Origin of the sequence: Leekyejoonella antrihumi (genome assembly GCF_007845645.1) — a bacterium.
Taxonomy (GTDB): Bacteria; Actinomycetota; Actinomycetes; order Actinomycetales; family Dermatophilaceae; genus Leekyejoonella; species Leekyejoonella antrihumi.
Window position 1 is genome coordinate 136,238 of sequence record NZ_VCQV01000004.1, and the last position, 12,349, is coordinate 148,586.

Here is a 12,349-nt window from a genome sequence, read left to right on the forward strand (position 1 = left end):
TCTGGTTCGTTGCTTTGCTCACTGGCATGCCTCACATTCGAGAAGGGCCTGCGGATCGGTCGGGCAGACCAAGGGTGCGTCCGCGACGTCGAGATCGGGGATCGTCGTGGTGACTGTTACGGGCTCGGGCTCGGGCTGGGGCGCGGGAGCAAGAGTCGCGCGCCTGGCAAAGCCGAAGCCGCCTGCGGTGCGTCCGCTGGCCTTGGCCTTGTTGACCTTGACGGTCGACTGCTCCGCCTGGTGGCGAGGCTTGACGTGCAGGTAGTAGGTGGTCTTGACGCCCATCCGCCAGGCCGCCGAGTAGATGTCGGCCATCTCGCCCAGGTCGCGGGTCTCCAGATAGACGTTTCGGCTGATCGCCTGGTCGATCCACTTCTGCGCGCGAGCGGCAACATGGAGGTAGGCGTACGGGGACAGCTGGAACGACGTCTGGTAGATCTCGCGCAGCTCATCGGGAACATCCGCAACGTTGGTCAGGTCGCCCTGGGAGCGCAGTAGGTCCTCCCGCACGTCCTCCCACAGGCCGTGCTCCTGCAGGGCCGCGACCAGGTTGCGGTTGACCTCCAGGAACTTGCCGGAGGAGGTGGTGCGGCTGAACAGCTGGGAGAACTGTGGGTCCAGACCCGGTGTGGTCCCGGCAACCAGGCCGATCGACGCGGTCGGGGCAATCGCCATCAGGGTGGCGTTCCGCATGCCGCCGGAAACCTTGGTGCGCAGTGCATCCCAGTCCAGACGTGTCGTCCGGTCGACCTCGACCGGCGTGCCGCGCCGCTGCTCCAAGACATCCAGGGTGTCGATCGGCACCATGCCCTTCGACCAGCCGGATCCGGCGAAGTTCGGATATGAGCCCCGCTCCTGGGCCAGATCGGCAGACGCATCGATGGCATGCCAGCTGATGAACTCGACCAGCTGGTCGATCAGGTCGTAGGCCTCCTCGGACTCGTAGGACAGCCCGAGCCGCTCGACGACATCGGTGAATCCCATGACCCCCAGGCCGATTGCGCGGTTCTGGTCATTGGAGTGCTCAGACTCCGGGACCGAGGACCGGGTGATGTCGATCAGCGCGTCGAGCTGGCGGACTGCGAGCCGGGCGCTCTCGGCGAGGCGGTCCCAGTCCCAGTGGCCGTCGACTAGATGCCGCGAGAGGTTGATGGATGCGAGGTTGCAGACCGAGACGTTGTCGCGGTCCTGCGGGAGGGTGATCTCGGTGCAGAGGTTCGACAGGTGAATGGTGCCGGTGTTGTCGTTCAGCGCACGCAGGTTGATCGTGTCCTTCCAGGTCAACCACGGGTGCGACATCGTCTGCAGGGAGACCAGGATCGCCTTGTACTGCTCGCGCGCGCGAATCTTCTTGTAGTCGCGCATCTTTCCTGCCTCGGCCAGGGCGACGTACTCGGCATACCGTCGGGAAAAGTCGTCACCGGTGAGCTCGACCAGGTCAGGGGTCTCCTGCGGGTCGAAGAGAAACCAGGGCTGATCGGCTGCGACGCGCTTCATGAACTCGTCGCTGATCCAGACCGCGATGTTGGCGGTGCGAGTGCGCCGGTAGGGGTCGCCGGCGTTCTGTCGCAGGTCGAGGAACTGCGGGAAGTCCAGGTGCCAGTTCTCCATGTAGAAGCACAGTGCACCGAACTTCTTGCCTCCGCGCGAGACCGCGCGGAGGATTGAGTCGATGGTGTGCATGAAGGGGATCGGGCCGGTCGAGGTGGTGTTGTTGCTGCGGATCGGGCTGCCCTCCGCGCGCATCTTTGTGACCGAGAGCCCAATGCCACCAGTGCCCTTCGTGAGCCACATGACATCGCGCATCGACTTGGCGATGTGCTCGATGTCGTCGTCCATCTGCATCACGAAGCAGTTGGACAGCTGTGGGGTGATCGTGCCCGCGTTGACCAGCGTGGAGCCCGCGGCGAGGTAGTCCAGGTCGGCCATCTTGCGGTAGAAGCCGATCGCGGCCTGTGTGGGGTCCTTTTCATTCACCGACAGGCCCATCGCGACGCGCATCCAGAAGTAGGCCGGCACCTCGATCGCGTTCTTGTGCGCGTCGGTGGCGATGTAGCGGTTGCGCAGCGTCACGATGCCGATGTAGCGCAGGGCCTCATCCTTGTGGTGGTCGAGCGCCGCGGCCAGTCGCTCGAGGTTGTAGGCACTGGCCAGGCGCGGCTCGAAGAGGCCGTCCTCGACGGCCTCCCGAATGTATCCGGGGAAGCGGGCCTGGTGCAGCAGGGCCAGCTCGGTCTGGGTCTCGAAGTCCCCGAGCACCTGCTTGTAGATCGTCTTGAGCAGCAGGCGGGAGGCGACGGTGTCGAAGGCCGGGTCGTCCTTCACGTTCTGCACGGCTACCTGGATCGCCGCCTGGTCCATCTGCTCGGTGGTGATGCCGTCGAAGAGGGTGATCTCCAGCTCGGACGCGATCTGCATCGTCATGGCGATGGCGTCGGGCAGGCCCTCCGCGGCACGTTCGATGGCGCGGTTGATCCGGTCGGCGTCGTACGGCTCACGCGTGCCGTCCCGCTTGGTGACATGAATGGTCATGCGGTGGTCTTCCTCCCTCGCGGTGCAGGTCCACGAACGGGGGAGGCGAAGAGGCACGCACACGGCATACGCCATGGCATGAGTCGTCGTGGGGCCCTCCCTCGGGGCCGCGGACCACCGCCCGGGGCCCGGGCGGTGCGCTGGCAGGTCTTCGGACTTGTGAATCTGAGCGCTCGGCTCACCTACTGGCCGTCGCTTCCCAGGCTCGAATCATGAGCCCAGTGCTGATGACGGCGTTCGTCCTCACTCACCGCTGCGGGGCAGTCCCGGACTTGCACCGGGTTCCCTCTTGCCTCGGGAAGATCGCGGACGATCTTTCCGAACCAGCTGCTGAGAGCACACTATCTAGTAGGAAGCCGATTGCCAAGCCCCTACATGGTGTGTTGCCCGGATCCCCTGTTTTCGCAGCGTCGGCGCGGGATAACCTGAGAGCGTGCGAGTCATTCGCACGCGTGAACACCGAATCGAACCGTGAGGAGTTCAACCAGTGGCGGACTACACACTGCCCGAGCTGCCGTATGACTACGGCGCACTTGCACCACATATCTCGGGCGAGATCATGGAACTGCACCACAGCAAGCATCACCAGGCGTACGTCGGTGGTGCGAATACTGCTCTGGAGAAGATGGCCGACGCGCGCGACAAGAACGACTTCGGCAGCGTCAATATGCTGGAGAAGAACCTTGCGTTCAACCTGGCCGGCCACGTGAACCACTCGGTCTTCTGGCCGAACATGTCTCCGGACGGCGGCGACAAGCCGGACGGCGACCTGGGCTCGGCCATCGATGACCAGTTCGGCTCGTTCGACGCGTTCCGCGCGCACTTTGCGGCCAGCGCGCTGGGCATCCAGGGTTCCGGCTGGTCGATCCTCGCGTGGGACAGCGTGGGCAGCAAGCTGCTCATCTGCCAGCTCTACGACCACCAGGGCAACCTGCCGGTGGGGATCGCCCCGCTGCTCATGCTCGACATGTGGGAGCACGCGTTCTACCTGCAGTACAAGAACGTCAAGGCGGACTACGTCAAGGCGTGGTGGAACGTCGTCAACTGGGCGGACGTGCAGGCGCGCTTCGCCAATGCGCGCACCGCAACGGCCGGGCTGGTCGTGCCGAAGAAGTAGGCACCCGGCATACGACGAAAGCACGCTGAGTGGCAGGGCATGGGTCCCTGTCACTCAGCGCGTTGCGGTGCCGTCATTATGCTGGGTGCCTGCCTACGCAAAGGGGCCCAGAGATGACGGATGCGCCGCTGACCGGGGAGTCTTGGCGCACGGACCTGTTCGACATCCCGGCATACCTCGAGGCGCTCGGAGTGCGCCCTGCCGAGCCGACGCTCGATCTGCTCGAGGCGCTGCACTACGCGCACGTGCACACCTTGTGCTTCGGCAACGTCGACGTGCTGTTCGGCACCCACCCCGGTGTCACGCCGGGCGTCGTGCAGGAGCAGCTGGTCCGGCGGCGGCGCGGCGGCTACTGCTTCGAGCATGCGCAACTGTTTGCTGCGGCCCTCGAGTGGCTCGGCTTCGCGGTGCGTCGCGCGATGGGTCGGGTGCATGCCGTGACGAACACGCGCACCCACACGACCGTCATCGCCGCGCTGGACGGCTCGCAGTGGCTGTGCGACCCGGGCTTTGGCTTCAGCGTGACAGGGCCAATCGCATTGCGGGAGGGGGCGACCCGCACCGACCATGGACGCAAGTTCAGCATGCAGCGGGTCGATGACCACGGCAGCACACTGTGGGTGCTGCTCCGCGATGGTCAGGTCCAGCACTACATCGACGAGCTGACCGTGCATCCGGGCGATGTGCGCACCGGGCACTTCATCACGTCGCGCGAGCCGGGCTCGACGTTCCTGCAGCGTCTGACCGTCATGCGCCATCTGCCCGAGGCGCACGTCACGATCACCGAGCGCGCCCGGACGGTGCGGGCGCGCGGCTTGGAGGCCGTGCATACCGAGCTGTCGGTCGATGAGGTGGTCACTGCCGTGTGCGACGTCGGCGTGGACCTGGACACTCACGAGCAGGAACGTCTCGCGGCCATCGTCAGCAGGCTTCGGCGGGGTGCTGCATGTAGGTAGGGTGGGTGCGCTCGGTCAGTCGGTGCCGAACTCCATCGCCGCACGGTCCAGCCACTCGTCGTCTCCCGACGAGGTGCCGCGTGAGGCGATGGCATCCGTCGAGTCCTGCGAATCGGACACCGAGCTGATCAGACCGGTCGAGGCCGCCTGCGCGGCGCCGATCGAGGCGGGGCCGGTGTTGCCGACCATGCCCATCCCCGCATACTGCTCGAGCTTGGCGCGCGAGTCGGCGATGTCCAGGTTGCGCATGGTCAGCTGGCCGATCCGGTCCACCGGGCCGAACGCGGAGTCGAGCGTGCGCTCCATCGACAGCTTGTCCGGGTGATAGCTGAACGCCGGGCCCGCGGTGCCCACGATCGAGTAGTCCTCGCCGCGGCGCAGCCGCAGCGTCACCTCGCCGGTGACCGCCATGCCGACCCACCGCTGCAGCGACTCGCGCACCATGAGCGCCTGCGGGTCCAGCCAGCGACCCTCATACATCAGCCGACCCAGGCGCCGACCCTCATTGTGGTAGGCGGCGATGGTGTCCTCGTTGTGGATCGCGTTGACCAGTCGGTCGTAGGCCGCGTGCAGCAGGGCCATGCCCGGCGCCTCGTAGATGCCGCGGCTCTTGGCCTCGATGATGCGGTTCTCGATCTGGTCGGACATGCCCAGGCCGTGCCGGCCGCCGACGGCGTTGGCCTCCAGCACCAGGTCGACTGCGGAGTCGAACTCCTTGCCGTTGATCGTCACCGGGCGGCCCTGCTTGAAGCCGATCGTGACATCCTCGGTGGCGATCTCGACCGCTGGGTCCCAGAACTGGACGCCCATGATCGGGTCGACGATCTCGAGGCTGGTGTCGAGGTGCTCGAGGGACTTCGCCTCGTGCGTCGCGCCCCAGATGTTCGCGTCGGTCGAGTAGGCCTTCTCGGTGCTGTCCCGGTAGGGCAGGTCGTGTGCGACCAGCCACTCGGACATCTCCTTGCGGCCACCGAGCTCGGTGACGAAACCGGCGTCCAGCCACGGCTTGTAGATCCGCAGCGCGGGGTTGGCCAGCAGGCCGTAGCGGTAGAACCGCTCGATGTCGTTGCCCTTGAAGGTGGAGCCGTCGCCCCAGATCTGCACGTCGTCCTCGAGCATCGCGCGCACGAGCAGGGTGCCGGTGACGGCGCGGCCGAGCGGAGTGGTGTTGAAGTAGCTGCGACCGCCGCTGCGGATGTGGAACGCACCGCAGGTCAGCGCAGCAAGGCCCTCCTCGACGAGCGCGGCGCGGCAGTCGACGACGCGGGAGATCTCGGCGCCGTAGGACTTTGCCCGCTCGGGGACGGTCTCGATCTCGGGCTCGTCGTACTGCCCGAGGTGGGCGGTGTACGTGCACGGGACGGCGCCCTTGTCACGCATCCACGCGACGGCGACCGAGGTGTCGAGGCCACCGGAGAAGGCGATGCCGACGCGTTCGCCGACGGGCAGGGAAGTGAGCACCTTAGACATGTGCATAAGTATGCATGATGTTGCATGATCATGCAATGTGGGTGAAGGTGCCACGGGACGACGAGGCGGTCGGGCGATCCCACTATGACGCTCGCTGGTGCCGATATGCGGGCGGTCCGGCGGCTGAGAGGCGCACATGGCGCTCGCTGGTGCCGATATGCGGGTTGGGCCAGGCCTTCACCGGCCGGCGCATTGGCGTGGAGAGCGGGCGACGAGAATCGAACTCGCGTATTCAGCTTGGGAAGCTGATGTTCTACCATTGAACTACGCCCGCAACGCGCGTCCGGCGACTCCGAGAAGCCGACCGGCACGTGCCGCAGGATTCTAACGCGTTAGCGCGTGGAAGCCGAACGGCGCCCTCGGTACTTTCCTACGATGGTCGATAAGTGGTGCTCACCAGGATGCGCCGGGCCCGACGGAGACAGTCATGACGCAGCCCGACCCGTTCACAGTGGGACGGGACCAGTGGCTCGGACGACTGGGCAACCTGCGCAATGTCGTCCGTCAGGAAATGGTCTCGCGTCAACTGGCGCACCACCTGCCGACGCCCCACGCCCGTGTCCTCGACATCGGTGCGGGTCAGGGCACCCAGGCCCTGCACCTCGCGCGGCTCGGACATGAGGTGACGGCGCTCGAACCGGACCCGGTCATGCGGGACCGCTTGGCTGCTGCGGTCGACTCCGGCCCCTTCCGCTCCGCCGGCCGGGTCCGGGTCGTGGCCGGGCGCCTCGGTGCGCTGCCCGACGCGGTGGCCGACACCGCATACGACGTGGTCCTCTGCCATGGGGTGCTGATGTATCTGCCGGACAGCGCCGAAGCGGTGGCCGAGCTGGCCGCACGGGTCGCGCCGGGCGGGATCCTGTCGCTGCTGACGCGCAATGCGAGCGCCATGGCCTGGCGCCCGGCGATCCGCAAGCAGTGGTCCGAGGCGCTCACAGCGATGAACGAGGCCGAGGCGGCTGCGGCAGCGGGTCGAGACGCGCGGTATACCAATGAGATCGGTGCGGCGGCTCGTGCGGATCGACTGGACCACCTGATGTCGACGTGCGAGGCAGCTGGGTTGTCGGTCGAGGCCTGGTACGGCGTGCGGGTCGCGACCGACGGCGTGTCACCGGCCGCTTCGGTCCCCGACGACGGTGACGAACTGGCGGCAGTCTTCGCCCTGGAGGAGCTGCTGGGACGCACCGACCCCTACCGTCAGATGGCCGGGCTGGTGCATCTGGTCGCCAGACGCGCACACGCCGAAGCGTCGGCCAGGTAGTTTTGGGGCGTGCTGCTCTCCGACCGCGACATTCGCGCCCAGATCGACGCCGGGCGGGTCTCCCTCGACCCCTACGACCCGGCCATGATCCAGCCCTCCAGCATCGACTTCCGGATGGATCGCTACTTCCGGCTCTTCGACAACCACAAGTACCCCTTCATCGACCCCGCGGAGGAGCAGGACGAGCTCACTCGGCTGGTCGAGGTCGCCGACGACGAACCGTTCGTGCTGCACCCGGGGGAGTTCGTGCTCGGGTCCACCTATGAGGCGGTGACGCTGCCCGACGACGTGGCGGCACGGGTGGAAGGCAAGTCCAGCCTCGGCCGGCTGGGCCTGCTGACCCACGCGACGGCCGGGTTCGTCGACCCCGGTTTCAGCGGTCACGTAACCCTGGAGCTGTCCAATGTGGCGACCCTGCCGATCAAGCTGTGGCCGGGGATGAAGATCGGCCAGCTGTGCTTCTTTCAGCTGTCCAGCCCCGCCGAGAACCCCTACGGCAGCGCACGCTACGGGTCGCACTACCAGGGTCAGCGCGGCCCGACGGCGAGCCGCTCGTTCCAGAACTTCAGACGCGGGACGGTCTGACGTCGTGCCCGGGTGGGAGGCCGGCCCGGTAGTCGACGGTGCCCGGCCGTTCCTTGTCGGCCCTCGTGCGCAGACTCCCGACGCCATTGCCCTGGTGCTGCACGGTGGCCATCCCGACAGCATGGAGCGCACCTCGCGCCGGGACCTGCCGCTGATCCGGATGCTGCCGATCGCCCGAGACATCGAGCGCCGCAGCAAGGGCCGGGTCGGTGCGGCGGTGCTGCGGTATGCCGTGCGCGGCTGGAACGATCCGCACAAGTCTCCCGTCCGTGACGCCGTCTGGGCCCTGGAGCGGCTGCGCGGGCGCTTCCCCGGCAAACCCCTCGGGATCGTCGGCCACTCGATGGGCGGCCGGGTCTGTCTCGAGCTCGCGGGCCGGGACGACGTAGCCGGCGTGGTCGCCCTCGCGCCCTGGCGCGCCGACAGCTACGGGGAAGACGTGTTCGCCGAAACCCCGCTGCTGGTGGTGCACGGCCGCTATGACACCGTCACCGACCCGCGCGCCTCCGCCGACCTGGTGCGGCGTGTGCGCACGGCCGGCGGGCGGGCGACCTACCTCTCGCTGCCGGACAAGCACGCAATGATGCTGCGGGCGCGCACCTGGCATCGGACGGCGTCACTGTTCCTCATGGACACGTTGCTCACGGGGGATTAGCGCCAGGTATCCACGCACCGCGGTGGTTTCCGGAGACACGCTCGGGGTCAACACGCGAAGTATGCGAGATTCATCCGCCCTAAGTGTTGGGACTGTCGGCGGGCTGCGTTAGGTTCGAGCGCATGATCCGCTTCGATCGGGTGGTCAAGAAGTTCGACGGTGGCTCCGTGGCGGTGGACAACCTGTCCTTCGAGGCCCAGCGTGGTGAGATCACCGTGCTGGTCGGGCCGTCCGGCTGCGGCAAGACGACGTCGCTGCGCATGATCAACCGGATGATCGACCCGACATCCGGGCAGATCCTGCTGGATGAGCAACCGGTCGGCCAGATCGCGCCCGCCCAGCTGCGTCGTGGCATCGGCTACGTCATCCAGCACGCGGGGCTCTTCCCGCATCGCACGGTGCTGGACAACGTCGCCACCGTGCCCCGGCTGGCCGGGTGGAGCAAGGCGAAGGCGCGCACCCGCGCTCACGAGGTGCTGGAGCTGGTTGGGCTTCCGGGTGACTACGCGGTCCGGTACCCTTCCCAGCTGTCCGGCGGGCAGCAGCAGCGAGTGGGCGTGGCTCGGGCTCTCGCGGCCGATCCGTCGGTCATGCTGATGGACGAGCCGTTCAGCGCGGTCGACCCGATCGTGCGTGAGCAGCTGCAGGATGAGTTCCTCCGCCTGCAGCGCGAGCTCGGCAAGACCATCGTGTTCGTGACGCACGACATCGACGAGGCCATCAAGCTCGGTGACAAGGTCGCGGTGCTGGAGGTGGGCGGCCGGCTCGCTCAGCTGGCCGAGCCGGCCTACCTGCTGGCACATCCGATCAACGACTTCGTCTCCGACTTCATCGGCCGCGACCGGGGATATCGGGCGCTGGCATTTCAGGATGCACCGGACTTCCCGCTGCGGCCCGAGCCGACCGTCGAGCTCGGCACGACGCCGGCGCAGGCCCGCCTTGCCACCAGCGACGGCTGGCTGCTGGTCGTGACCGACGGTCGTCCGCAGGGCTGGATCGAGCCGCAGCGGATCACGGTGCCCATCGAGTCGGCGATGCTGCATCGCGGCGGCACGGTCGCCCGCAATCACGGTCCGCTGCGGGCCGCCCTGGATGCTGCGCTGTCTGCGCCGAGCCGCCGAGGCGTGGTCGTCGACGACGACGGGCGGCTGCTCGGCACCGTGCGGGCCGACGAGGTGCTGCGCGCCATCGATGCCGCCGAACGACCCGCGATCGACCCGGCGGACATCGCGCCGGCAGAGTCCCCGTGAGCTTCGTCAGCGCCAACTGGGGCGACATCGTGCACCGCGCACTGCTGCACGCCTGGCTGGCGGGCCTGCCGCTGTTCCTCGGCCTGCTGATCTCGCTGCCGGTCGGCTGGCTTGCGCAGCGGTCGCGGGTGCTGCGGCCGTTCCTGGTGGTCGGCTCCGGGCTGCTCTACACCATCCCGTCGCTGGCACTGTTCATCCTGATGCCGCTGATCATCGGCACCAAGATCCTCGACCCGCTCAACGTGATCATCGCGATGACCATCTACACCATCGCCCTGCTGGTGCGATCCGTGTCCGATGCGCTCGCCGCGGTGCCGGCGGACGTGCGCCAGGCCGCAACGGCCATGGGGTACACCCCGGCGCGGCGGTTCCTGGCGGTCGACCTGCCACTCGCGGTGCCCGTCCTGGCGGCCGGCTTACGGGTGGCCGCGGTCAGCAACGTCAGCATCGTCAGCGTGGCGTCGCTGGTCGGGATTTCGCAGCTGGGTTTCTACCTGACCGACGGATATGAACGCACCTATGGCACGGAGATCGGCGTCGGGATCGTCGCGTGCGTCGTGCTCGCGCTGATCTTCGACCTGACGATCGTCCTGCTCGCGCGAGTGCTGACGCCCTGGCAGCGGGTGAACGCCGCATGATCACCCAGGTCTGGCAGTGGCTGACCAGCGCATCCAGCTGGGAGGGCAGCGCCGGCATCGGCCATCGGCTGCTGCAGCACCTCGAGTACAGCGCCATCACCGTGCTGATCGCCTCGGCGCTCGCCATCCCGCTTGGGCTCTGGATCGGCCACACGGGACGCGGCCGGTGGATGGTGACGGCAGCGAACTCGCTGCGCGCCGTGCCCAGCCTGGGCCTGCTCTTCGCCGTGGCCCTGTGGCTGGGGCCCAAGCTGCACGGCAACTCGGCCTACGTCGTGCCGAGCATCGTTGTGCTGGTCGTGCTGGCGATCCCGCCGCTGCTGGCCGGGGCCTATGCCGGTGTGGCGGGCGTGGATCCGGCCGCTCGTGATGCCGCGCACGGCATGGGGATGACCGAGGGTCAGGTGCTGCTGCAGGTCGAGGTGCCGTGCGCGCTGCCGCTGATGCTCTCCGGGGTGCGCAGCGCGACCCTGCAGGTGATCGCGACTGCCACCATCGCCTCCGCCGTGAGCCTGGGCGGCCTCGGCCGGTTCCTGATCGACGGGCTCGCGCTCGGGGAGTACAACGTGATGGCAGGCGGTGCGATCGTCGTCGCGCTCCTTGCTCTCGGGGTCGACACAGTGCTGGCCGCGCTGCAGGCGGCAGTGGTGTCGCCCGGGCTGAGTGGCGGTACCTCTCGTTTTCGTGGTCGGCGAACGAGGACGGATCGGGGCCAACCGACCGCGTCGGAGAATGAACCGGGGGTGGTCGGTGTTGTGGCCAAGGGCTAGTCATTACCGACCGAGTCCGCGGGTTACGGGCTCCTTCCGCCTCGTGGTGGTGTCCACCAGCTGGGTTCTGCAATGTTCGACGACCGACTGACAGTGAGTAAGACGTGACAACGACAGGATTCAACATGAAGCGCACGATCGGCATCGCGGCGGCCGCAGCAGCGACTGCCCTGACCCTGACTGCCTGCGGCGGCGGCAGCAGTCCACTGAGCAACAGCTCCAGTAACAGTTCCACCGGTGCCGCCCCGGCAAGCAAGGCGCCGTCGACCACGATCTCCGTCGGCGCGGCCAACTTCCCGGAGTCGCAGGTGCTGGCCGACCTCTATGCGGGCGCGCTCAACGCAAAGGGCGTGAAGGCGACCACGGGTGACCCCATCGGGGCGCGGGAGGTCTATCTCAAGGCTCTGAAGGACGGGTCGATCGACCTGGTGCCGGAGTACATGTATTCCCTGCTGACCTTCTATGACAAGACGGCGAACCAGAAGGACCCGCAGGCGATCTACAACGCCCTGAAGACCAAGATCCCGGCCACCCAGGTCCTGCTGAACAAGTCGCAGGCACAGGACGCCAACTCGATAGCGGTCACCAAGGCGACCGCCGACAAGTGGCATCTCAAGACGATCGCCGATCTCGCCAAGCACTCCAGTCAGGTGACTCTTGCAGCGCCGCCCGAGTTCAAGGGCCGGCAGCAGGGACTGCTGGGTCTGCAGTCCGACTATCACTTCACGCCGAAGTTCATCCCGCTGCAGGGCAACGCGGTCGTGCAGGCGCTGAAGAACGGGCAGGCGCAGGCCGCCAACATCTTCACCACCGACCCGTCGATTATCACGGACCACTTCGTCCTGCTGCAGGACCCGAAGCACATCTTCGGGTCGGACAACGTCGTGCCGCTGATGAACAAGGCGAAGGCGACGCCGCAGGTCACCAAGATCCTCAACGCGGTGCAGGCCAAGCTGACCACCGCCAACCTCGGCGCCATGGACAAGCAGGTGCAGGTCGACCACAAGGACCCCCAGGCGGTCGCGAACCAGTTCCTGAAGGACCAGGGCCTGTCCTGACCCCGACCGACCCGGCATGCACGACTGAGTGAGCACTCACTCAGTCGGGTATGCTGG

General features: G+C 67.3%; 11 protein-coding genes, 1 tRNA gene and 1 riboswitch. Of the genes, 9 read left to right on the forward strand and 3 right to left on the reverse strand.

The annotated features are described in order from the left end of the window. Window positions 1–18 precede the first annotated feature (18 nt). Window positions 19–2,532, reverse strand: a complete 2,514-nt coding sequence (locus FGL98_RS04470; protein WP_146315538.1) for a ribonucleoside-diphosphate reductase subunit alpha — start codon at window positions 2,530–2,532, stop codon at window positions 19–21. Between the two features lie 125 nt (window positions 2,533–2,657). Then, window positions 2,658–2,875, reverse strand: a riboswitch (cobalamin riboswitch). A 144-nt stretch (window positions 2,876–3,019) separates the two neighbouring features. On the opposite strand from FGL98_RS04470, the gene FGL98_RS04475 reads away from it, so the two are divergent. Continuing rightward, on the forward strand, window positions 3,020–3,649 hold the full coding sequence (locus FGL98_RS04475) for a superoxide dismutase (protein WP_146315539.1): 630 nt from the start codon (window positions 3,020–3,022) through the stop codon (window positions 3,647–3,649). Between the two features lie 113 nt (window positions 3,650–3,762). Continuing rightward, complete coding sequence (locus FGL98_RS04480; RefSeq protein WP_146315540.1) at window positions 3,763–4,605, forward strand: arylamine N-acetyltransferase family protein; 843 nt, start codon at window positions 3,763–3,765, stop codon at window positions 4,603–4,605. 15 nt (window positions 4,606–4,620) lie between these two features. Here FGL98_RS04480 and argG read toward each other — a convergent pair whose 3' ends face one another. Both argG and FGL98_RS04490 read right to left on the reverse strand, forming a co-directional pair. Next, on the reverse strand, window positions 4,621–6,075 hold the full coding sequence (argG, locus tag FGL98_RS04485; protein ID WP_146315541.1) for an argininosuccinate synthase: 1,455 nt from the start codon (window positions 6,073–6,075) through the stop codon (window positions 4,621–4,623). A 203-nt stretch (window positions 6,076–6,278) separates the two neighbouring features. Then, a tRNA-Gly gene (locus FGL98_RS04490) sits at window positions 6,279–6,349 on the reverse strand. Window positions 6,350–6,502: 153 nt separating this feature from the next. Here FGL98_RS04490 and FGL98_RS04495 point away from each other — a divergent pair. The 7 genes from FGL98_RS04495 to FGL98_RS04525 all read left to right on the forward strand — a co-directional run bounded on the left by FGL98_RS04495 (window position 6,503) and on the right by FGL98_RS04525 (window position 12,292). Further along, on the forward strand, window positions 6,503–7,336 hold the full coding sequence (locus FGL98_RS04495) for a methyltransferase domain-containing protein (RefSeq protein WP_146315542.1): 834 nt from the start codon (window positions 6,503–6,505) through the stop codon (window positions 7,334–7,336). A gap of 9 nt (window positions 7,337–7,345) precedes the next feature. Then, the gene (dcd, locus tag FGL98_RS04500) at window positions 7,346–7,921 is read left to right on the forward strand and encodes a dCTP deaminase (protein WP_146315543.1); all 576 of its coding nucleotides are present in this window, start codon (window positions 7,346–7,348) and stop codon (window positions 7,919–7,921) included. Between the two features lie 4 nt (window positions 7,922–7,925). Further along, a complete protein-coding gene (locus FGL98_RS04505) occupies window positions 7,926–8,576 on the forward strand; it encodes an alpha/beta hydrolase family protein (RefSeq protein ID WP_146315544.1) in 651 nt (216 codons plus the stop codon). 122 nt (window positions 8,577–8,698) lie between these two features. Then, window positions 8,699–9,826 (forward strand): ABC transporter ATP-binding protein, encoded by a 1,128-nt coding sequence (locus tag FGL98_RS04510; protein ID WP_146315545.1) that lies wholly within the window; start codon window positions 8,699–8,701, stop codon window positions 9,824–9,826. After that, window positions 9,823–10,464 (forward strand): ABC transporter permease, encoded by a 642-nt coding sequence (locus tag FGL98_RS04515; RefSeq protein WP_146315546.1) that lies wholly within the window; start codon window positions 9,823–9,825, stop codon window positions 10,462–10,464. The genes FGL98_RS04510 and FGL98_RS04515 overlap by 4 nt, the downstream gene beginning before the upstream one ends. After that, a complete protein-coding gene (locus FGL98_RS04520; protein ID WP_146315547.1) occupies window positions 10,461–11,234 on the forward strand; it encodes an ABC transporter permease in 774 nt (257 codons plus the stop codon). The genes FGL98_RS04515 and FGL98_RS04520 overlap by 4 nt, the downstream gene beginning before the upstream one ends. A 125-nt stretch (window positions 11,235–11,359) precedes the next feature. Beyond that, on the forward strand, window positions 11,360–12,292 hold the full coding sequence (locus tag FGL98_RS04525) for an ABC transporter substrate-binding protein (RefSeq protein WP_146315548.1): 933 nt from the start codon (window positions 11,360–11,362) through the stop codon (window positions 12,290–12,292). Window positions 12,293–12,349 lie beyond the last annotated feature (57 nt).